Annotated in this window: 18 protein-coding genes and 4 pseudogenes; 16 read left to right on the top strand and 6 right to left on the bottom strand. The window is 70.1% G+C overall.

Annotation, left to right across the window (positions count from 1 at the left end):
- Positions 1–186: 186 nt before the first annotated feature.
- A complete protein-coding gene (locus E4N63_RS03730) occupies positions 187–645 on the bottom strand; it encodes a MarR family winged helix-turn-helix transcriptional regulator (RefSeq protein ID WP_230239879.1) in 459 nt (152 codons plus the stop codon).
- Between the two features lie 62 nt (positions 646–707).
- Between E4N63_RS03730 and E4N63_RS03725 the strand changes: the two genes are divergently transcribed.
- The gene (locus tag E4N63_RS03725; RefSeq protein WP_125621359.1) at positions 708–1,076 is read left to right on the top strand and encodes a VOC family protein; all 369 of its coding nucleotides are present in this window, start codon (positions 708–710) and stop codon (positions 1,074–1,076) included.
- Between the two features lie 116 nt (positions 1,077–1,192).
- Here the strand turns inward: E4N63_RS03725 and E4N63_RS03720 are convergent.
- Positions 1,193–1,438, bottom strand: a pseudogene (locus E4N63_RS03720) (ATP-binding protein); the annotation flags it as partial.
- Complete coding sequence (locus tag E4N63_RS03715; protein WP_230239878.1) at positions 1,408–2,421, bottom strand: AraC family transcriptional regulator; 1,014 nt, start codon at positions 2,419–2,421, stop codon at positions 1,408–1,410. The pseudogene E4N63_RS03720 and the gene E4N63_RS03715, both read right to left, overlap by 31 nt.
- A 236-nt stretch (positions 2,422–2,657) precedes the next feature.
- On the opposite strand from E4N63_RS03715, the gene E4N63_RS03710 reads away from it, so the two are divergent.
- The 6 genes and pseudogenes from E4N63_RS03710 (at position 2,658) to E4N63_RS03685 (ending at position 10,047) form a co-directional block, all read left to right on the top strand.
- Positions 2,658–3,080, top strand: coding sequence for a pyridoxamine 5'-phosphate oxidase family protein (locus tag E4N63_RS03710; protein WP_230239877.1), 423 nt, complete (start codon positions 2,658–2,660; stop codon positions 3,078–3,080).
- A gap of 386 nt (positions 3,081–3,466) precedes the next feature.
- Entirely contained in the window at positions 3,467–4,603 is a 1,137-nt protein-coding gene (locus tag E4N63_RS03705; protein ID WP_308188638.1) for a sesquiterpene cyclase, read from the top strand.
- Between the two features lie 631 nt (positions 4,604–5,234).
- Positions 5,235–6,347, top strand: a complete 1,113-nt coding sequence (locus E4N63_RS03700) for a DNA alkylation repair protein (RefSeq protein WP_125621350.1) — start codon at positions 5,235–5,237, stop codon at positions 6,345–6,347.
- Between the two features lie 325 nt (positions 6,348–6,672).
- Positions 6,673–9,270: a rifamycin-inactivating phosphotransferase gene (rph, locus tag E4N63_RS03695; protein ID WP_230239876.1), complete on the top strand. Its 2,598-nt coding sequence runs from the start codon at positions 6,673–6,675 to the stop codon at positions 9,268–9,270.
- A gap of 49 nt (positions 9,271–9,319) precedes the next feature.
- Positions 9,320–9,701: pseudogene (locus E4N63_RS03690) on the top strand (transposase); the annotation flags it as partial.
- Positions 9,702–9,852: 151 nt separating this feature from the next.
- Positions 9,853–10,047, top strand: a complete 195-nt coding sequence (locus E4N63_RS03685) for a hypothetical protein (protein WP_230239875.1) — start codon at positions 9,853–9,855, stop codon at positions 10,045–10,047.
- Between the two features lie 12 nt (positions 10,048–10,059).
- On the opposite strand, the gene E4N63_RS03680 is transcribed toward E4N63_RS03685, so the two are convergent.
- Entirely contained in the window at positions 10,060–10,797 is a 738-nt protein-coding gene (locus E4N63_RS03680) for a phosphotransferase (protein ID WP_230239874.1), read from the bottom strand.
- Positions 10,798–10,879: 82 nt separating this feature from the next.
- Here E4N63_RS03680 and E4N63_RS03675 point away from each other — a divergent pair, with 82 nt between their 5' ends.
- Positions 10,880–11,557 carry a class I SAM-dependent methyltransferase gene (locus E4N63_RS03675; protein WP_230239873.1) on the top strand — a complete coding sequence of 226 codons (678 nt, stop codon included), beginning with the start codon at positions 10,880–10,882 and terminating at the stop codon, positions 11,555–11,557.
- A 315-nt stretch (positions 11,558–11,872) separates the two neighbouring features.
- Here E4N63_RS03675 and E4N63_RS03670 read toward each other — a convergent pair whose 3' ends face one another.
- Positions 11,873–12,466 carry a TetR/AcrR family transcriptional regulator gene (locus tag E4N63_RS03670; protein WP_125621339.1) on the bottom strand — a complete coding sequence of 198 codons (594 nt, stop codon included), beginning with the start codon at positions 12,464–12,466 and terminating at the stop codon, positions 11,873–11,875.
- Between the two features lie 72 nt (positions 12,467–12,538).
- On the opposite strand from E4N63_RS03670, the gene E4N63_RS03665 reads away from it, so the two are divergent.
- The 4 genes and pseudogenes from E4N63_RS03665 to E4N63_RS03650 all read left to right on the top strand — a co-directional run.
- The gene (locus E4N63_RS03665) at positions 12,539–13,069 is read left to right on the top strand and encodes a GNAT family N-acetyltransferase (protein ID WP_125621336.1); all 531 of its coding nucleotides are present in this window, start codon (positions 12,539–12,541) and stop codon (positions 13,067–13,069) included.
- 396 nt (positions 13,070–13,465) lie between these two features.
- Positions 13,466–14,212 carry a cyclopropane-fatty-acyl-phospholipid synthase family protein gene (locus E4N63_RS03660; protein WP_125621328.1) on the top strand — a complete coding sequence of 249 codons (747 nt, stop codon included), beginning with the start codon at positions 13,466–13,468 and terminating at the stop codon, positions 14,210–14,212.
- A gap of 186 nt (positions 14,213–14,398) precedes the next feature.
- Entirely contained in the window at positions 14,399–14,956 is a 558-nt protein-coding gene (locus E4N63_RS03655; protein WP_230239872.1) for a hypothetical protein, read from the top strand.
- Positions 14,957–14,971: 15 nt separating this feature from the next.
- A pseudogene (locus tag E4N63_RS03650) lies at positions 14,972–15,079 on the top strand (IS5/IS1182 family transposase); the annotation flags it as partial.
- A gap of 111 nt (positions 15,080–15,190) precedes the next feature.
- Here the strand turns inward: E4N63_RS03650 and E4N63_RS03645 are convergent.
- A pseudogene (locus tag E4N63_RS03645) lies at positions 15,191–15,423 on the bottom strand (transposase); the annotation flags it as partial.
- Between the two features lie 344 nt (positions 15,424–15,767).
- Here E4N63_RS03645 and E4N63_RS03640 point away from each other — a divergent pair.
- The 4 genes from E4N63_RS03640 (at position 15,768) to E4N63_RS03625 (ending at position 21,498) form a co-directional block, all read left to right on the top strand.
- Positions 15,768–18,233: a SpoIIE family protein phosphatase gene (locus tag E4N63_RS03640; RefSeq protein WP_230239871.1), complete on the top strand. Its 2,466-nt coding sequence runs from the start codon at positions 15,768–15,770 to the stop codon at positions 18,231–18,233.
- 68 nt (positions 18,234–18,301) lie between these two features.
- The gene (locus E4N63_RS03635; RefSeq protein WP_230239870.1) at positions 18,302–19,414 is read left to right on the top strand and encodes a sugar ABC transporter substrate-binding protein; all 1,113 of its coding nucleotides are present in this window, start codon (positions 18,302–18,304) and stop codon (positions 19,412–19,414) included.
- 45 nt (positions 19,415–19,459) lie between these two features.
- Positions 19,460–20,236 (top strand): ATP-binding cassette domain-containing protein, encoded by a 777-nt coding sequence (locus tag E4N63_RS03630; protein ID WP_125621319.1) that lies wholly within the window; start codon positions 19,460–19,462, stop codon positions 20,234–20,236.
- Between the two features lie 113 nt (positions 20,237–20,349).
- Positions 20,350–21,498, top strand: a complete 1,149-nt coding sequence (locus E4N63_RS03625) for a sugar ABC transporter permease (RefSeq protein WP_230239869.1) — start codon at positions 20,350–20,352, stop codon at positions 21,496–21,498.
- Positions 21,499–21,641: the final 143 nt, after the last annotated feature.

Below are 21,641 nucleotides of genomic sequence, written 5' to 3'. Positions count from 1 at the left end.
GGCCCGCGGCCGCTGTTCGGCGATGCCGACGGCGCCGGTCGCGGCCGCGGTCGTGGGTACGGCTCGGGGAGGTCCAGGTGCAGTTGTGGCTCGAAACGTGGGGCGTACGAGTTTCACCTATCCGTTCGTTGTTCTGTCTGCTGATCGCGCGACCGTCCACGCCGGCGGAACGCGCCGCGGAACGAGCTATGCACCTTCGTTGTCACCGCGCAGGGAATGGATCATGCTCTGCAGGATCCGGAACGCGTCCGACTGCTCGGTCTCGGTCAGGCCGGCCAGCATTCTGGCCTCGACGGACCGGACGGCTGCGCTCGCCTTCTCGAGGCTTCGTCGGCCGCGAGGCGTGAGCCGCGCGGGAAGCACCTTCCCGGCGGGTGCCTCCGCGGGCCTTGTCACGTAGCCGTCTCGTTCCAGGGCCTGGAGCAGCACGTTCATCGTCTGCCGTGTCACGAACGCGCCCCGGGCGAGCTCGGAGTTCGACAAGCCCGGTCGTTGCGCCAGCAGCTCGAGGCAGGAGTAGTGCGTCACGCTCATCCCGAGCGGCCGCAGCACTTCCTCCATGGCCGCGCGGAGGGCGCTCGACGCTTCTTTGAGCAGGTAGCCCAGTGACGTCTCCAGGTCGACGCCGACACCTTCTTGACTCATGTCAGTATTCTGACATAGGTTCCTGCGTGTCAGAAAACTGACACGAAACAAGGAGCGTTCTCATGCCCGCCACCGGCCCCGACTTCATCTCGCTCCAAGTGCGCGACCTCGACGCTTCACAGGCGTTCTACGAGCAGTACCTGGGCCTCGTCCGCTCGCCGGCCGGACCTCCGCACGCCGTCGTCTTCGAGACGAAGCCGATCGCCTTCGCACTCCGCGACATCATTCCCGGCACCGATCTCGCATCTGTCGCCCAGCCCGGCATCGGTGCCGCGATCTGGCTCCACGCCACCGACGTCCAGGCCATCCACGACGCGCTCGTCGCCGACGGTCACACCATCGTCTCCACACCGATCGACGGCCCCTTCGGTCGGACCTTCACCTTCGCCGACCCGGACGGCTACCAGGTCACGCTCCACGACCGCGCTTGATCGGCCGAACGCCACCGGACGGTCATCAGCGGTTGCGCCCTGGGCTCGTGCGTGACGGTGCGGCTCCCAGCCACACGTTTGACATTGCTTCCCCAGGCTCGTCCCGTGCTTGCTCGCTATGACTGCTTGCGCGGTTCTTGCTGCTTGGCCTTCGTGCGGCCGAGCCGGTCGGACTCGGTGCCGGTTTCTGTGATGGTGCCGTTGAACGTGAGTGGGTCGACGATGGCCGCGCAGAGCCTGGGATCGGTGAACGTCTTGGTCCAGCCGCCGAACGATTCCTGCGAGGCGATGGCCACGCTGTTCTTCTCCTCTCGCTCGGTCAGAACCTGGATCAGCGTCTCGGCTCCGCGGCGGCCGAGTTCCGGGGCGTGGAGATCGAGGCGGAACGCTCAGCCGCCGGGGAGGCCGGTGTCGCGGTGCGGCGGAACTCGCTCGGGTTGAGGCCCCGAACCCGTTTGAACGCCGCGCTGAACCCGAACGGGTCGGAGTAACCCACCGCGCGGGCGATGTCCGCGACGGTTGCGGCATCCTGCTCGATCAGTAGGTCTGCCGCGAGTGTCATGCGCCAGCGGGTGAGGTAGGTCAGCGGCGGTTCGCCGACCAGGTCGGCGAACCGCTTGGCCAGCGTCGAACGCGACACCCCGGTGCGCTCGGCCAGCGCGGCGACCGTCCATGGTGCCGCCGGTTCGGTGTGCAGCAGGCGCAGCGCGTCGCCGACCACCGGGTCCCGCTGGGCGGCCCACCAGGCCGGGGGCTCGCCGCCGGGCCGGTCGAACCACTCGCGCAGCGTGCACACCAGCATCCAGTCCAGCAGCCGGTCGAGCACCGCCTGCTGGCCCGGGACGTCGACGGAGACCTCGGCGGCGAGGTGGTCCAGTACGGGGTCGGCCGTCCCCCCGGCGTCCACGCGCAGCACGGCGGGCAGCGCGTCCAGCAGGTGGCGGCTGATCTCGCCGTGCAGCGGATAGGCGCCGACGATCAGGGTCGTCGTGCCGCGGCCGTCAGCGGCGTCCCCGCCGTGGTCACTCCAGCCGCGCCGGTGCCGCGTCCCGCCCTGTCCGGGGGCCGCGCAGTGTTCGCCGCACGCGATCGGTTCGGCGCGGGTGCCGACCTCGTCGACGAAGGTGAACGTCGCCGGGCCGCGTACGACGACCGTCTCGCGGGCGCGCAGCGGCTCGGGCGGACGGCTCTCCGGCACGATCCAGCCCGTCCCGGTGAGGACAGTGCACAGGGTCAGCGGCGCGCCGTCCACGAAATGCAGTGCCCAGGGCGGGGACAGGGTCGAACTGCCGAACAACGAGCCGTGGGCTCGTACCCCACGGATCAGATCACTGAACACGTCCACCTCAGCGAGGTTAGACGAATACACAGGCAATTCGGCTTCCCGCCCATGGGCTCGTCCGAGTCGGCCGTGTTCAATCGGCATCATGAGCAACGGCACCACTCTCGTCCCCGGCGCTGGAGTGGGCCGCCCTGCGGCCGTCGAACGTCGATCGATACCGCCGACACCGCGGCCGCGGTCCTGACCGAGACCGGCGGCACGCCGGATGGGCTTTCCCCTCGCGTATCAGAAGGACTGTGATGAGCACCGACACCTTGACCCCCGAGGACCTCGCGTTCCTTCGACGCCCCCTGCACGGGTTCCTGTCCGTGGCCGGGGGACCGCTCCCGCCACAGCCCCGACCGGTGTGGTTCGAGGCCACTGCCGACCGCACGATCCAACTGTTCACGGCCCCGGACTCGCTCAAAGTGCGGCGCCTGAGCCGTGACCCCCGCGCCTCGATCGTCGTCGCCGCCCCAGTGGGCGAACGTGAGCGCTGGCTGTCGGTCGCCGGCCGCACCACGGTGGAACGCGACGGAGCACACGACCTCTGCGCCCGCCTGGCCGCTCGCTACTGGGACCTCGACGACCCGGCCCGCGCCGACGCGCTCGCCGCGATGTTGGCCGCGGACCAGGTCCGTCTCGTCATCCATCCGGAGACAGTCAGTCGCTACACGAACTGAGCCGTGCGCCGCCGGACCGGCAACGTGCGACGGGCCGTCGCCGCAGCCGGCGGGGCGAGCAACCGCCAAGCGCCCTTGCGAACGATCTCGTCGATCAGGGCTGACCCGTCACAGGATCATTCGGGAAGAGCACGCCGTTCGTGTTCGACCCGAGGCCGATCCACCCGCCCACGACGAGGCCACCCTCGCGACCCGACCACCACACCGATGGTGTCCGTCAAAGCGGAACAAGCTCATCCCGTACCCCGCAACCTCAGGCGGTGATGACGGTTGCTCCGGACGTGCTCACCATGGCGTACTACCGCCGGGCCGGCATGGTGACCGAAGCGGGCCCCGATGGGTACAACCGCCACATCGGCCGGTGATGCGGAAGCGAGCGGCATCACATGGGAACCAACCCCAGCGCCAGTTCAACCAGCGGAGTCCTCATGACCGACTTCAGAATGCCCCTCTTCGAAGTGCCCTTTCCGGTGGAATGCAATCCGCACCTGGAGCGGGCGTCCCGGGCGATGTGGAGGTGGATCGACGCCTATGCCCTGGCGCCGACCGACAAGGCACGCATCCGGATGCGGCGTACCAGAGCCGACCTGTCAGGGGCGTACGTGTGGCCTCGCGCCGACCTTGACACGCTGATCACCGGTCTTGAGTGGCTTGCCCTCACCTTCCGTATCGACGACCAACTTGACGAGGACGATCTCACAGAGAGGCTGTCGGCCCGGGTGGCAGCCGTCGATGAGCTCTGCGACGTACTGCGAGGCATGCCGGTTCCCGCAAAGCCCCCGGTCGCCAGGGCACTGGGTGACCTGTGGTCGAAGACCTCCCGCGGACGACCCACCCACTGGCGCGACGCCTTCCTGCGGCACTTCAGGGCGTTCCTTCGCTCCTACGCGACCGAGGCCCGCCTCAGCGCCGAAGGGGCTGTTCCCGACCTCGACGCGTACCTCGGCTGGAGGATGTACTCGGTGGGGATGCCCTGGCTGTGGGACCTGGACGAACTGCGCCTTCCCGTGCTGCTGCCCGACTCCGTGCGCACCTGCGGCGCTGTCAACAGACTGCGCCGGGCCGGAGCACTGCACATAGCCATGGTCAACGACGTCTTCTCCGTCCGGCGTGAGACCCTCGTCGGCTACCAGTACAACGCCGTCACGATCCTCCGGAACGCAGAGAACTGCTCACTCCAGGAAGCCGTGGACCAAGTGGCGGCGCTGGCCGCCGGCCACCTCAACACAGTCGTGGCGGCGAGGCAGGAACTCCGCGAGGAACTTGCCAAGCAAGCGGTGCCGCCGTTGGTTCACGCCGCCGCACTCGACTACGCGTCCAACATCGCCGCGAACCTGAGCGGGCAACTCGTATGGCATTCCTCGGTCCAGCGATACGCCGTCGACGACCTTCATCCTGCTGACCGGTCGGCGAGCCGTCCCCTGGTCGCGAACCTCGCCTCGCTCGACGTCACGCTTTCCGAGGGGCAGATCACCGAGCTCGACTCGCTCACGGCACCCAGCCTCGACTACCCCACAGCATGATCGAGTCCATGGTCGGCTTCCAGCAGGGCGACATCACCATCAACGGCCTCGCATCCCGGGCCTTCGTCCGCTGGCACAGCTGAACCCCTTCTCCCCGGCCGGCACCGCGGGCCGGCACCGTGGTACCGGCCCGCGGTGCAGACCGGGGAAGAGGCGACCGATGCCAGTGCAGGGACAGCCACGGGTGGCCGAGAGCACCCCGTACCGCACTCCCACACCCATGAAGGCACTGCCCTTCCCTCAATGCCGCACCCCGGAACAGCAGGGTCGGCGCCGGATGAACACCGCTCTTTCACGGAACAGGGAACACACCATGGCCGAGACGCTCGAAGTGACAACCCTGCGCCCCACTCCGGGATACAGCACGCAGGACTTCGTCACGGCGAACCGGACATCGACGCCTGCTTCCAGCGCACGCCGGGCTTCCTCTGGCGCCGCATCGTCGAGACCGACGACGGACGCATAGTTCGAGATCGTCGCCTACGGCAACCTGGCACACACGCGCGCGCCGGAGCCGCCGGCATCACCGGCGAGATGGCGGACTCGCCCGTCCATGCCACCATCGACCACGACAGCGTCGACTGGCAGCTCACCACCGCGCTGCACCACCTCGCGTGACGGGAGAGACCCCATGCCATTCGCCGACGAACTCATCGGCCGCCACACCGTTCAGAGCCTCACACGCGCCATTCGGACCGCCGCTCCGGACGCCGACCTCGCGGCACTGCGCGCAGCGCCGCAGCAGATTGCCCCACTGTCCCTCCGGGAGCGCGCCGACCTGCTGCGAGATGCTCTGCTCACGGACCTGCCCGGCGACCACGCCACACTGGCCCGGACCATCCGCTCCGCTCGTGACAACGCCCCGCACTTCACTGGATGGCTGATATGGCCGGTCACCAGCGCTCTTGCCACCCGTGCTGTCCAGGAGGGCAGCGCCGCCGCCTTCGACGACGCGATGGCGCTGCTCGCAGACCTCACCGGGCGTCTCTCCTCGGAGTTCGCCATCAGGACACTGCTGCGGCACGACCTCGACCGTTCCCTCCGCATCATCAACGGCTGGACCGGCTCCGCCGACGTCGACGTGCGCCGACTCGCCTCCGAAGGCACCCGCCCCTACCTTCCCTGGTCGGTGCGTGTGCCGGACATCATGGCGCGCCCCGGAGCAACCGTGCCCATCCTGGACGCCCTCTACCGGGACGAGAGCGAGTACGTACGCCGCTCGGTCGCCAACCATCTCAACGACCTCAGCCGCGACCACCCCGACATCGTCATCGGCACGGCCCGCCGCTGGCTGGACGATCCCGACGCCACCACCGAGCGCCTGGTGCGCCACGGACTGCGTACGCTCGTCAAGCGCGGCCACCCCGGCGCGCTGGACCTGCTCGGCTTCGCCCCCGCCGTCCTGGAGGTCGACGGACCCCATCTGGACCGCGGCACCGTCCCGTTCGGCGGCAGCGTGCGCTTCACCGCCTCGATCCGCAACACCGGTGACGCCGAGGCCCGGCTCACCATCGACTACATCGTGCACCACCGCAAGGCCAACGGCGGTCAGACCGGCAAGACCTTCAAACTCGCCACCCGCACCCTCGCACCGGACGAACGGATTCAGGTGACGCGGGAGCACTCGTTCCGGCCGATCACCACCCGCCGCTACTACCCCGGGCAGCACGCGATCTCTCTGCAGATCAACGGAGTCGAGTCAGCCCGCGCCGACTTCGTACTGGCCTTCGTGGACGCACCGTGACACGGAACACGGGGAAGGTGCAGTACACGTAAGGATTGAGCGGCACGTAGGCCTGCCTCAGCAGGGTCGGGGTCCGGAAACGAAGCCGACACGGCGCCGCGCCCCACTGGTTCGTGAACTCCCCGAGAAACACGAAGGGCAAGGAGCGCACTCTCCTTGCCACACTCAACTTATAGCGCACCGGGGGGCTTGCCACAAGGCCCCCGTCGGGGCGGAGAATCGGCGGCCGATACCCGACAACCTGGGGAATTGGGGGGCGCGACGTGTGCGTGTGGTGGTCGACGTGTGGGGGAGCGGCGGTGCGGTGGTCCCGGGAGGCGGCGCGATGAACGAGCAGTACGTGGTGGACCTCGGAGGGGTCGCCGGGACCCGGGTCGCGGTCGTCGGCGGCAAGGCGGCGCACCTGGGTGAGTTGTCGCGGATCGAGGGGATCCGGGTGCCGGCCGGCTTCTGCGTGACGACGGACGCCTTCCGGCGGGTCGTGGCGTACGTGCCGTCGATCGACGAGCAGCTCGACGAGCTGGCGCGGGTCGACCCGGACGACCGGGAGACGATCCGCACGCTCGGCGCGCGGCTCCGCCGTGCCGTCGAGGGAGCCGCCGTCCCGGGTGAGGTCGCGGAGGCGATCACCCGCGCCCTCGCCCGGTTCGGCGAGCGGGCCGCCTACGCCGTCCGCTCCAGCGCGACGGCGGAGGACCTGCCGACGGCCTCCTTCGCCGGCCAGCAGGACACCTACCTGAACGTCGTGGGGCCGGCGGCGGTCCTGGAGCACGTGAGCCGGTGCTGGGCCTCGCTGTTCACCGAACGGGCCGTCACCTACCGGATCGGGAAAGGCATCGACCACCGCACCGTCCGCATGGCCGTGGTCGTGCAGCGGATGGTCTTCCCGGAGGCGTCCGGCATCCTGTTCACGGCCGACCCCGTCACGGGCCACCGGAAGACCGCCACCGTGGACGCCGGGTTCGGTCTCGGCGAGGCCTTGGTCTCCGGACTGGTGAACCCGGATGTCTTCACGGTGCGGGACGGTGAGATCGTCGACAGGACGATCGTCGCCAAACAGCGCGCCGTCCACGCACTGCCGACCGGCGGCACGCGGGACGTCGCCGTCGATGTGCGGCGGCAGGAGCAGCCGGCGCTGACGGATGCTCAGGTCGTGCGGCTCGTACAGCTCGGACGGCGGATCGAAGCGTGTTTCGGCCGCCCCCAGGACATCGAATGGTGCCTGGAAGGCGACGACTTCCACATCGTGCAGAGCCGGCCCATCACCACGCTGTTCCCCGTCCCCGAGGCCGACGACCAGGAGAACCACGTCTACGTCTCCGTCGGGCACCAGCAGATGATGACCGACGCCATGAAGCCCCTCGGCCTCTCACTGTGGCGGATGACGGCCATGGTCCCGATGCAGGAGGCCGGCGGGCGGCTGTTCGTGGACGTCACCCCGCGCCTGGCCGCACCCGCGAGCCGCGCCGCCCTCCTGGACATGATGGGGCGGAGCGACCCGCTGATCACGGACGCGCTGCAGACACTCCTCGACCGCGGCGACTTCGTCCCGTCGCTCCCCGGCGCGGGACCCGGCGGGCCGCCGGCCGGCGGCGCCCCCGCCCCGATTGACGCCGATCCGGCCCTCGTCACCGAACTGGTCGAGCGGAGCGAGGCGTCCGTCGCCGCGCTGGAGCGCGACATCCGCACCAAGACCGGACCGGAGCTGTTCGAGTTCCTGCTGGAGGCCTTCGAGGACCACAAACGCTTCCTCGGTGATCCGCTGAGCATGCAGGTGATCATGGCGGGCATGGAGGCCACCTGGTGGCTCAACGACCACGTGCGGGACTGGCTGGGGGAGAAGAACGCGGCCGACACGCTCACGCTGTCCGCCCCCGGCAACGTCACCTCGGAGATGGGACTGGCGCTGATGGACGTCGCGGATGCCGTCCGCCCGCATCCGGAGGTGGTGGCGTTCCTGCACGGCATCGAGGACGACGACTTCCTCGATGACCTGGCGAAACTCCCGGGTGGACCCGAAGCGTGCGACGCCATCGAGGCCTATCTCGACCGCTACGGAATGCGCTGCGTCGGCGAGATCGACATCACGCGACCGCGCTGGCGGGAACAGCCCGCCGCCCTCGTGCCCGCGATCCTCGACAACGTCCGGAACTTCCCGCCGGGCGCCGCCGCACGGCGTTTCGAGGAAGGCCGGCAGAAGGCGCTGCGGAAGGAACAGGACGTACTGGCCCGCCTGCGAGCCCTGCCGGACGGGGAGCGGAAGGCCGACGAGACCAAGCGGATGATCGACCGGGTGCGCACCTTCATCGGGTACCGGGAGTACCCGAAGTACGGCATCGTCAGCCGCTACTTCGTCTACAAGCGGGCCCTGCTCGCCGAGGCCGAACGGCTCGTGCGGGCCGACGTGCTCGCCGAGAAGGAGGACGCCTTCCACCTCACCTTCCAGGAACTGCACGAGGCCGCGCGTTCGCACCGGGCGGACGCCGAGCTGATCCGGCAGCGCAAGGACGCGTTCCGTGCCTACCAGGCGCTGACCCCGCCCCGGGTGCTCACCTCGGACGGTGAGGCCGTCAACGGGGCGTACCGACGCGACGACGCACCGGCCGGCGCCCTGCTGGGCCTGCCGGTCTCCGCCGGGACCGTCGAAGGGCGGGCCCGCGTGATTCCGGACATGGCGCAGGCCGATCTCGAAGAGGACGACATCCTGGTCACGGCCTACACGGACCCGAGTTGGTCGCCGCTGTTCGTCGGGATCGCGGGCCTGGTGACGGAGGTGGGCGGCCTGATGACCCATGGCGCGGTCATCGCCCGGGAGTACGGCCTGCCGGCGGTCGTGGGCGTGGAACAGGCCACCCACCTGATCCAGGACGGCCGGCGGATCCGCGTCCACGGCACCGACGGCTACATCGAGTTGCTCTCCTGACCGGCGGGGCCCTGGGGGCGGGCCGCCTTCTCCCGGGCGGCCGTGTCCGATGATTGATCTTGTGGTGGGCCGACGTGAGTTGACGGATGCCGCCTGGGAGCGGATGGCGCCGCTGCCGCCAGGAGCGGACGGCCGGGGACGGCCGGGGACGGCCGTGGCGGGATCACCGGCAGGTGATCAACGGGGTGCTGTGGCGGCCGTGGACCGGGGCACCCTGGCGGGACCCGCCCGAGCGCTGTGGCCCGTGGCAAACCGTCTGCGAGCGGTTCGCCCGCTGGGAGACCAATGGCACCTCGGCTCGCCTCCTGGAGCACGTACAGGTCCGCGACGATGCGGTGGGGCAGATGGCGTGGACGGTGCCGGCGGACTCCACCATCAACCGCGCCCACCAGCACGCCGCCGGTGCCCGCAAAAAAGGGGGAACCGCCGGAGGACGTACCGGTCGGTATAGAAGCGGCGATGGCCATCCGGCGCCTCCTCGCCAAGCCTTAGCCGGCCGTCCGTCACGGGGTCTGTCAATCGTTCGGTGTGATCGGGGGGTTGGGTTAGTGGCGGGCTGCTGAGAGGCGGCCGTCGAAGGTGATGCCGAAGGCGTTCAGTGCGGTGTCCCAGTGGCTGCCCCCGCGGACCACCTATGCCGTCGACGACGCTCAGCAGATCACCGGCAGGAACGGCTCCTCGGTCAATTGGTCCTACGACAAGGCCGGCCACGAGACCGCTGCCGCCCCCATCGCACTGACCGACCTGTACAGGGAGCCGCCCCGCGACACGGATTGACCGTCACCACGCTCAGTGCAGTGCGCGTTCCAAAGCACGCCGGTGATCGGAAACCCACTGATACGCCCTCTGCACCTCCCTCGCCGCCCCGACATCACGAAGTCGGACCATGGCGACGTCACCGGCATCGGCCCCGGTCTCAATGCCACGCCGGCACCGGTCCTGCCACCACAAGACCGTGGACACAAGACGTTGCCGGTCCGACAACGCGTAGCTGTCGGCAATCAGCCTCATACGCCGAGCCGCATCCCCGACGTCGGCCACGGCAGGGCCCAGTCCGAGGTACTGCCAGCAGACATGAGCGATGTCATGGATCCGGGCGCCCGGCGCCGCAAGGTCCCAGTCGATGAACGCCGCCGGCCGAAGCGAGCCACTGACCAGCCGGTAGACCGTGTTCTTGGGCGACAGGTCGTTGTGACGGACAACGTCGTGGTCTCCAGCCAGTGGGGTGCCGGCCGTCAGATCGTGGAACTCGCGCACCAGCCGGGCGACCGCCACCAGGCTCTCGTCCGACGACACAGCAGCAGGTTGCCGCGGTTCCCACGCCACATGGCCATCAAGGTAGCTGAGCACTTCGCGGCCCTTCTCGTCCACACCGAGATACCGCGGAGCCCCGCTCCAGCCACCGGCTTCGAACAACCTCAGCAGATCACCCACGAACTTCGTGCGAGCAGAGACCGGACGACGCACCGTGTCCCCGACACGAACGACGGCATTGACGAAACCTCCCGGCAAGGACGACTCAGGCATCCCACCACCCTGCCCGATCGTTACCTCGAATTCTCAGTGACTTGTCGCCTTTCGGGATCTGCTGGGGGAGCGGTCGCTGGGTATGCTCTCCCGGCACGGCATCCAGCGGCCGTTCAGCGTGGTGCTCTACAGACAGCAGGGCGGACTTTCCACCTGGGCACTGCGAGACCGCGCGCACCGGGTGGTCGCCTTCGACGTGTCACCGGCGATGCTGGCCGAGGCACCGCGGTTTCCGGGCGCGCACTACCTGGTGGCCGCAGCCGAACGGATCCCCCTGCGCGACGCCGCGGCGGACCTCGCCACGGTCGGTGCCGCTTTCCACTGGTTCGACCAGCCGGCCGCGTTCGCCGAACTCGCTCGCGTACTGCGGCCCGGTGGCCAACTCGCCGTCTACAGCGACTTCTTCCTCGGCCGCATCGAAGACATCCCGGACTTCGCCACCTGGTTCCAGCTGACCTACCTCCCCGGATATCCGAACCCGCGGCGCCACGGCCACTTCGACCCCGGTGCCGCTGTCGCAGCCGGATTCGCCGAGGTGACGTCGGACCAGGCCGAGTTCCCGGTCCCGCTCACCCGCCGGCAGCTGGCGGATTTCCTGCTGAGCCAGAGCAACGCCGGTGCCGCGATCGGGTCCGGCGCGACCACCGAGGCGCGGCTGGCGGAAGAACTGGCGCACGAGCTGGCGCAGTTCGTCCCGGACGGCGGCACCGCGCGGGTCCTCTACGGCATCAGGACGTGGACGACCACGCGCTTGTCATGACCGCTTCGGACACCCGCGCGAACTCCCGGTTGGTTGCCAGCCGTCTGCCTCTATGACCGGATCGTCCTTGCCCGTACCGCCCGCACCTGGCTCGCCCTATGCACTGGCGCCGCCAGCGCGCCCGTCACCGGACCCGAGCCCGCACCAGCCACTACGCTCCGCACCGAACGGGACGAGTGGACCGTCGACATCAAGGAACAGCAGGGGACGCCGCACAGAGCCAGTCACAGCGGCACACCATAGCGCCAGGCGCTACCGCCGGTGTCCTACGAGGAAAAGGCTGAGCCGACCCGACGTACCGAGTGGGCCGGCCCGTCAGTCGCCTGTGCCGCCGTCGTGCAGCAGGGCGAGCTGGTGCTCGACGGCGGCGGTGAGCCGCTTCTCGTCGTCGGTGGCGAGAAGGTCGAGCAGGGCGCCCCGCAGTACGGCCAGGGCCAGGGTGCGGCGGGTGGCACCGTCCTCGCTGTCGCGCTCGGCCGGCGGCTGGAAGCCGGCCAGGACGCCGAGCCAGTCCTCCACCGTCGCCCGGGCGAACCCGGCCCAGGCCCCGTCGGGCTGGACAAGGGAGCGGGTGTACGCCTCGGCCCACAGTCGCAGCAGCGGCCGGTGCTCCTTCGCGGCGAGCCACGTCCAGACCCGTTCAACGGCGGGCACGAGTCCGGCGGGGCCATCGGGTTGCCGGGCCTGGTCCAGGAGCGCCAGCTCGTCGGCGCGGGCGCGGGCCAGCAGCGCCCGCAGCAGGCCGTCCTTGCTTTCGAAGAGGTAGAGCAGGACCCGTGGGCTGGAGCCGATGGCCTCGGCCAGCGGGCGCAGTGACAGGTCGGCCAAGCCGTGGGCGAGTGCGTACTGGTAGGCCGCTTCCAGCAGTTCGTTCTGCCGGGCGGAGGGGGTTGGCGCTTCCTGGGACACACGGCTAGCCTAACTGAAACAACTGTTTCAGTATTTGCCCCGGGGTGGTCACGGGGGCCAGGAGAGCAGCTCATGTCTCAGCAAGATCAGAGGCAAGTCGTCATACGCCGTGCCGACCGTCCCGGCGACCTGGGATGGGTGGTGATGGCCCACGGCGAGGCATACGACCAGCAGTTCGGCTGGAACACCGACTTCGAGGTCCTGGTCGCCAAGATCATCGCCGACTACGGCACCAAGCACGATCCGGCCCGTGAGGCGGGCTGGATCGCCGAGATCGACGGCCGGCGCGTGGGCTGCATCTTCCTCGTCGCGAGCGACCGGCCGGAGGTGGCCAGGCTGCGGATCCTGCTCGTCGCCCAGGAGGGCAGGGGGCTTCGCCTCGGCACGCGTCTGGTCGAGGAGTGCCTCGCCTTCGCCCGTGAGGCGGGCTACGAGCAGGTGACACTGTGGACCAACGACGTGCTGACGGCGGCGCGCAGGATCTACCAGAGCTTCGGCTTCACCCTCGCCGACGAGGAGCGCCACCACAGCTACGGCCACGATCTCGTCGGCCAGAACTGGACCCTCGACCTGCGCGCCGATGCGGCGGGCAGCGCCAGCTGACCCACGGCGGCGAAGCGACGGGGCCCTCAGCCCGGCGTCCCCGGAACCGGGCGAGCGGCGCCGGCGTTCACGGCGGGCGGTACACTCGGAGCTCGCGAAAACCAGTTCGCTTACGGAGATCGGAGGAGGTGAGTTGATGACTGCCGTGGAGACCACCGCTGTGCGCGGTGCCCGGATCATCCTCACTTCACGGGCCTCGTCCTGACCTTCGCCTGCCCTTCTCCCGGGTGGGAGCAGTCACCGCCAACCGCCGCGCGAGAACGCCTGTGCCGCCTCCCGCACCGACGCGCGGCTGCGCGCCGAGCAGGAGCGGCCCCTGAAGGGCGTCGCGCGCCTGCGGCGCGCCGCCGACAACCGCTCCTCCCACCACAAGGCATGACGGAAAGGAATTTGGTCATGGACCTTCCCCGTATCTTCACCGTCCGCGAGAGCAGCCACCGGATCCACAACCCGCTGACCGCGGCCAAGCTCGCCGCCCTGGGCGAAGCGCTCCACCTCGCCCCCGGGACACGGGCCCTCGACCTGGCCAGCGGCTCGGGCGAGATGCTGTGCACCTGGGCGCGTGACCACGGGATCACGGGCACCGGGGTGGACATCAGCACGCTCTTCACCGAGCAGGCCCGGGCCCGCGCCGCCGAACTCGGGGTGGCCGACCGGGTCGAGTTCGTCCACGGTGACGCCTCCGGCCATGTCGCGGATCAGCCGGTCGATCTGGCCGCCTGTGTCGGCGCCACGTGGATCGGGAACGGCGTCGCCGGAACGACCGAGCTGCTCGACCGCAGCCTCCGCCCCGGAGGCCTGATGCTGATCGGCGAGCCGTACTGGCGGCGGACCCCTCCGGACGAGGTGACCGCCAGGGCCTGCCACGCCACCGCCATCGCCGACTTCCTGCGACTCCCGGACCTGATCGAGCAGTTCCAGGACCTCGGGTACGACGTCGTGGAGATGATGCTGGCCGACCAGGACAGCTGGGACCGGTACGCCGCGGCCCAGTGGCTCACCATGCGCCGCTGGCTCGACCGGAACCCGGACGACGAACTGGCCCCGGAGGTACGGGAGGAGCTCACCACCGAGCCCGCCCGCTACGCGCGCTCCACGCGTGAGTTTCTCGGCTGGGGAGTCTTCGCCCTCATGAAGCGCTGACGCTTCCGTCCCGTGCGGGCCCGGGCGTCAGGGAACGCCTGGTCACCGCCGTGCTCAGCGAGATGCACGACGAGGATCGCCTTCCCCCGCCGCTACCTCACCGAAGGCGGCATGCGCCATCTATGCCAACGAACACACCGAGCACACGACCCCCGCGCTCCCCGGCACCCCGAACATCACCGGCGAATGAAGCGGAGTTATGCGCGGGTCGTGTATGTACGGGACGGCATCGATACCGCGGTCGCAGAATTCCCCGAATCCGGTTTTGTCGGCAGGGAGTACGAGACCAGCGCCACGCTCTTCGCCGAACTGCCCCCTTGGTTCGGCACGGACGAGGAGGAGGACGAGGACGACCTGTCGCCCTTCCAGCAGCAGTTGGCCCGTGGCCTGGAGCCCGATGTGCCGCACCTGGACGAACTCTGTGCTCTGGCCAACGGTCTCTGGCCGCCCGATGAAGGGCTCGCGAGCGCCTGCATCGGCGGGTATGTCGACGATGAGGTGATCACGAGCATTGCGGAGCAGACCCTCGCGGGGCGTGAGAAGGCCGGCGAGATCGTCATCCCGGTGGCGAAATGGTATTCCCATGTGGAGAAGGAAAAACACCGGCTGACGAGCGAATGGATGTCGCTCGCCCGCTTTCCCCTGGCCGACGAGTTCTACTACGGGAGTTTTGTGATCCGTCACGACGACCTGGCCGCCGCTCGGGTGGACAAGGCGCTTTCCGTGACCGAGTTCAGCGAGTAGGACACCGGCGGCGTGGCCTCACCAGCCCTGCCCGGCGCCGTCCACGATGTCCGCGCAACCCGCGAACACGGCATCGTCGACACCCTTGCCGAGACCGACATCAAGTGCAGGGGCCGACAGGGGCCGTCGAAGTACCTCTTCTTCACCGAGGTCGGCATCTTGTTGGGGGCGTACTTCGGCATCCCAGCACCTTCCGTATGAGGCGTTCGCAACCACCGATGGAACTCAAGCCGCATCCAGGGGCCGGTTCCGCCACTCGGCCATGCCGTCGAGAACCTTGTCGGTGATGGTGGAGATCGTCTGGCGGGAGACCTCCGCCCCGTAGCCTCCGCCCCGCGGACCTCGGCCAGGTGGCCCTGGACCTCGCCGGTGGTCGGGCCCGTCGCGGACAGGGAGATCACCATCTCGTCCACGCCGGTCAGGCGCTTCTGCCGCTTCTTGACGTTCTTCATGCCGGCTCGGTCTCTTCGGCTGCCCCGGGCTCGTTCGTGTTGTCACTCGTCGTCGGCGCATCTTCCATGGTCGGGAATTACACCGAACGATTGACAGTCCCCCGACGCGCGGTAAACCCCACTGTCACCGAAGCGTGCAGCAGACCCGACAGCAGCCCGGCCGCGGGTGCTGGAGAGATGAGGCTCTCACCGGCCGAGCCCGAGGGCAGCCGCGAGCCGGGCCGGCTCGGGCGCCGTCCGGAGGCTGACACGCGCGATGGGCCCGTGGTGCGCCGCATGCGCGTTTCCCGGCAGGGTACGGGCGGCGGTTTCTCCATACTCTGGAGGCGGCCGTACCCGGCCGGTTCGGAGGCGACGGGATGAGGGAGAACGCAGGGACGGCGTTCGGTTTCGCGGGGGCGGCGATGGCGGCCGTCTACGTGCGCGACGCGGAGGGTACCGACAGGCTGCGGCTGATCGAGACCCTCGGCCGGACCAGTACACCGTACGCATTGCCCGAGACTCTGTCACCGGACGACCGCTCCCCGGTGGCGGATGCCTACCGCACCGGCCGCTCCGTGTGGCCGGCCACGAGCGAGACGGCCACCGCCGCCGAGGCGCCGGTGGTGTCGGCGGCGGCCTTGCCGCTGGGCGCGGAGGGCGGGCGGCTGGGCTGCCTGCTCGTCGTCGACGACGGCCCGTACGGCTTCGACACCACTCGCCGCCACCTGCTGGAGATGTACGCCGGCCAGCTCACGACCCGGCTGGAGGCGGACGGCCGGCCCCACACCAGGCCCGTCCCCGACAGCGCACGGGAGCCGGCCCCGGCCGGTGCGGTGCTGCGCCGGATTCGCCCGGGTTCCTTCACCCTGGCTCTGGACACCGGCCGTATCGAGGCGGACAGCCGGCTGCCCGAGCTGTTCGGCATCGCGCCGGAGGACTTCGACGGACGCGTCGAGACCCTGCTCTGGCGCGCCGTTCCCGACGATCTGCCGGCCCTGATGTCCCTCGTCGAGCCGGACGAGCGCGCCACCGGCCTCCGGGACCTGGAGTTCCGGACCCGGCTGAGCACCGGAGAACTGCGCTGGCTGTCGCTCAGCTGCCGGCTGGGTCTCGACCCGGCGGGACGGCCGGACCGGCTGCTCGGCGTCGTCGCGGAAGCCTCCCGTCTGCGGCCCCGGGCCCACGAGGTCTCCAGGGTCCAGCGGCTGGCCACCGCCCTCACCGACACCACGAGCCCCCGCGACATCGCCGGGGCCCTCCTCGATTCGCTGGGCGCCGACCGGATGGCGCTCGTCGAACTCGTGAGCGACCGACTGATGGTCACCGTCCTCGACCCCCGGGATCCGGGCGTCTGGCCGCAGGCATGGCGGTCGGCCTGGCGCGCGGAGTGGCGCGACGCCCTCTCCGGCTCCCTCCCCACGGTGGAGGGCACCCTGCGCGAGGGGAACGTACACCTGTGGCCGCCGGGCACGGCCGCCCCACTGGATCTGGTGGGGCTGGGCCCCGGAGGGCTGGCGCTGCTGCCGCTGCCCGCCGAGGGCCGGACGCTCGGCGCATGCGTGATCGGCTGGAACGAGGCACAGGAGTTCGGCCTGCAGGAGCGTTCCCTGCTGACCGCCACCGCCTCCCTGGCAGGGCAGGCCCTGATGCGGGCCCGCGCGTTCGACGCCGAGCGTGAGCTGGTCACGGTGCTTCAGCGCAGTCTGCTGCCCCGCACGCTGCCCGCCCTGCCCGGCGGCGTGGCCGCCGTCCGCTACCTCCCCGCCGCCGCTGGACTGGAGGTGGGAGGCGACTGGTACGACGTGATCCCGCTCTCGGACCGGCAGGTGGCCTTCGTCATCGGGGACGTGGCGGGGCACAGCGCCGCGGCCGCCACCGTCATGGGCCAGATGCGTACGGCGATCAGGGCCTACGCCGTGGAGGGCCACACCCCCGACGTGGTCATCTCGCACGCCAACCGGCTGCTGACCGGGATGGAGACCGACCTGTTCGCCACCGTCTGCTATGTCGCCCTGGACATGGAGGAGGGCAACGCCTGGATCGTACGGGCCGGGCACCTGCCGCCCGTGCTGCGCGATCCGGAAGGCGGAACGAGGGAGCTGCAGATCGAGGGCGGCCCGCCCCTGGGCGTGGACGCTCAGGCGGCGTTCCCGATGGCCACCGCCGCCATCGCGCCCGGCTCCGTCCTGGCCCTGATGACGGACGGCCTGGTGGAGTCGGCGGAGACCGGGGCGGAGGAGGGGATGCGCCGTATCGGTGAATCCCTGGCGGCCGCCGACCCCTCCGACCCCGAGGGCATGGCGGCGGCCCTGCTCGGCGGTGGTGCGCGCCGCGACGACGACCTGGCGCTGCTCCTGCTGCGCTACGACGGGATGGCGGTCCGGCCGCGCCGGGCGGGCTGGGCGGTCTGGCGGCTGCCCGACGCGGCCGCACACGCGCGCCGCTTCACCACCCGGATGCTGCGCGCGTGGGACGCGGTGGACGAGGCCGACACCGTTCTCCTGGTGGTCAGCGAGCTGGTGACCAACGCTCTGGTGCACACCCGGGGAGAGGTCCGGCTGGACCTCGCGCTGACCGGAAACCGGCTGCGTGTCGCGGTCAGCGACTCCTCACCGCGTACGCCGGTCAAGCCGGCCAGCATGGACTGGGAGGCGACCGGTGGCAGGGGCATCCTCATGGTCGAAGCGGTGTCGGAGTCCTGGGGTTCGGTGCCGCTCAGCGGCGGCAAGCAGGTGTGGAGCGAGATCGCCCTGCCGCCGCGGGAACGGGAACCGCTCGACTTGGAGGAGGAGCCCACCCAGGGGAACCGGACCGGCCGAGGAGACACTCCGGGGGCAGAATGATACATAATAGGAAAATATCGTCCAGTCGCTGATTCGAGGTGGGCCGGGCGGCCCGGGAGGTGCCGGGGATGAAGCCACACCGGGGCCGGGCCGTGGCCGCGCTGGCCGCCGCGGCACTCGTGCTGGTCACCGCGGCCTGCGGGCGGGCCGCCCAGTCCGGAGGACAGCCGAACGGGGGCACCGCCGCACCCCACACGGGGGGCTTCACCATCGGACTCCTCCTCCCGGCCAACCAGGCGGACCGCTGGGAGCGGTTCGACCGGCCGCTGATCGAGAGCAGGGTCCGCGAACTGTGCTCGGCCTGCACGGTGCGTTACTCCCCGAGCGGGCCGGACGCCGCCGCTCAGCAGCGACAGCTCCGGGCGTTGCTGACCAGCGGGATCGACGTGCTGATCCTCGGCTCCGTCGACTCCAGGGCGGCACGTCCCACGGTGCGCGGCGCGGCGGCGGCCGGGGTGCCCGTCGTCGCCTACGACCAACTGGCCAAGGGCCCCATCTCCGGATACGTCTCCTACAACGGCGAGGAGATCGGCAGGCTGCAGGCCACGGCCCTGCTGAGGGCACTGGGCTCGAACGCGTTCCGGCTCCGCATCGTCATGCTGAACGGCTCGCCGACCGACCCGAACGCGGCCGACCTGAAGAAAGGGGCCCTCGCGGTCTTCAAGGGCCGGGTGGAGATCGCCAAGCGGTACGAAGTGCTCAACTGGGACCCCGCGAACGCCTACGCCGATATGACCGCCGCCATCTCCGACGTCGGCCCCGACCGGATCGACGGCGTCTACGCCGCCAACGACGGCCTCGCCTCAGGAGCCATCGCCGCTCTGAGGTCGGCCAGCGTCCGTCCCCTGCCTCCGATCACCGGTCAGGATGCGGACCTCGCGGCCGTGCAGCGCATCGTCACCGGCGATCAGTACATGACCGTCTACAAACCCTTCACCCCCGAAGCCCATGCCGCCGCGGAGATGGCTGTCGCGCTGGGGCGGGGGGAGAGCGTCGAGGACATCGCCACCGGGACGGTCGACAACGGCTCCCGCCGGGACATCCCCTCCGTCGTACTCGAGCCCATCGCGCTGACCGCCGAGACCGTCGACACCGTGATCAGAAGCGGCAAGTACACCACCGACCAGATCTGCACCCCCGACATCCGCTCCGCCTGCGAGGAGGCCGGTCTCCTTGGCTAGGGCCGTGTCCGGAGCGCAGGCGCTCAAGGCAAGGGAAGATCTCACGTGCCGACCCCTCCTGTGCTGCTGGCGCTGCGCGGTATCTCCAAACGGTTCGGCGCCGTGCAGGCACTGCTGGACGTCGACCTCGAGATCCACGCCGGAGAGGTCGTCGCCGTGGTCGGTGGCAATGGCGCGGGCAAGTCCACACTCCTCAAGGTGATCAGCGGTGCCGGGCCGGCCGACGAGGGCGTCATCGAATGGCAGGGCCGCACCGTCCGGATCTCCCGGCCCCCGGACGCCCGCGAACTGGGCATCGCCGCCGCCTACCAGGACCTCTCCCTGTGCGAGAACATCGACGTGATCGGGAACCTCTTCCTCGGGCGGGAGATCAGCCGGCTGGGGTTCCTGGACGAGGTGCGGATGGAGCAGCAGGCCCGGGAACTGCTGAGCACCTTGTCCCTCCACATTCCCGACCTGCGGGTACCCGTCGCCTCGCTGTCGGCCGGTCACCGGAGGGGAATCGCGATCTGCCGCTGCCTCCTCGGTGACCCCCGGCTGCTCCTGCTGGACGAGCCCACCGCAGCCATGAGCGTCCAGCAGTCCGTCCAGGTCCTCGATCTCATCGAGCGACTGCGCGAGCGTGGGGTCGGTGTCCTGCTCATCAGCCACAACCTCGGCGACGTCAAGGCCGTCGCGGACCGCGCGGCGGTACTGCGGCTGGGACACAACAACGGTTTCTTCGACGTCCCGACCACCTCCCAGGAGCAGATCGTCTCCTCCATCACCGGCGCCACGGACAACGCCGTCATCCAGCGCGCGACCCCGGAGTGGCAACTGTGACGTCGACGAAACCGCACCCGGCCGACCCGCCCGGCCCGCCCGAGCCATCCGGCTCCCGCGGCCGGGAGGCGCGACGCCGGCTGAAGAGCTGCCTGGACGCCACGCGGCGACGGATGCGCGAAGGACAGCTCGGCTCCGCCCCCGCCATCGTCGCCCTCGCCGTGATCTGGACCGTCTTCGGAATCCTGGACCCCGACTTCCTCAGCCCGCGCAACCTCTCCAACCTCAGCATCGACATCGTCGGCGCCGGCCTCGTGGCCGTCGGCGTGGTGTTCGTACTGCTCCTGGCCGAGATCGACCTCTCGGTCGCCTCGGTCGGTGCCCTGTCCGCGGCCCTGTTCGCCGCGCTCAACGTGCGGCACGGCGTTCCGGAGGCGGCCGCCGTTCTCCTCGCGCTCGCCGTCGGCGCGGCGGTCGGCGCCGTCCACGGCTTCTTCGTCGCCAGAGTCGGCGTCCCGTCCTTCGTCGTCACGCTCGCGGGACTGCTGGGCTGGAACGGTCTGACGCTGTACATCTTCGCCGGGCAGGGCACCATCCTCCTGGACGAGAACGGCCCGGTCGTCAGGCTCACCCACTTCTACTTCCACGACGTCGCCGTCGCCTACGCCCTGGCGGCGCTGGGCACGCTCGCCTACTTCCTGTTGTCCTACCGGACCGCGCGGCGCCGCAGAGCCGCCGGCGCCCTGCCGGTCCGGGGCCTGCCCGAGATCGTGTTGCGCACCCTGGCCCTCGCCGCCGTCTCCTTCACCGCCGGCTGGACACTCAACCAGTTCCTGGGCCTGCCCCTCGCCCTGCTGGTCTTCCTGGTCTTCCTGGTCTGCCTCGATGTGCTGCTGCGCCGTACTCCCTATGGCCGCAGGATCGTCGCCCTCGGCGGCAACATCGAGCCGGCCCGGCGCGCCGGTATCGCCGTGACGTCGGTGCGCGTGTCCGTCTTCATGATCTCCAGCACGATGGCCGCGATCGGGGGCCTGTTCCTGGCCTCCCGGGTCAGCTCGGCCAGCGCGACGGCGGGTTCCGGCAACCTGCTGATCGAGGCCATCGCCGCGGCCGTCATCGGCGGCACCAGCCTCTTCGGCGGCCGGGGCCGCACCTGGTCGGCGCTCCTGGGCATCCTGGTGATCCAGTCGGTCGCCTCCGGTATGGCGCTGCTGGGCATCGCGTCGGCCGTCCAGTTCATGATCACCGGTGTGGTGCTGCTCGGCGCGGTCGTCATCGACACCCTCGCGCGCCGCACCCAGCAGGCCCACGGCTGGGCCTGAGGCGCCGTCCGGCGTGACGAGGACCATGCGTGCAGGCGCTTGAGTCCGACGCTGCCGAGGCGGAGGAAGCCGGTGGCGGGGCGGTCACGGACTGCCGGGGCGAGGTGCGGTGGGCCGGGGTGCTCCTGGACGTGCCTCTCCTG

The organism is Streptomyces sp. MNU89, assembly GCF_020982505.1.
GTDB lineage: Bacteria > Actinomycetota > Actinomycetes > Streptomycetales > Streptomycetaceae > Streptomyces > Streptomyces xinghaiensis.
This window is presented reverse-complemented; position numbering and strand designations above follow the sequence as displayed.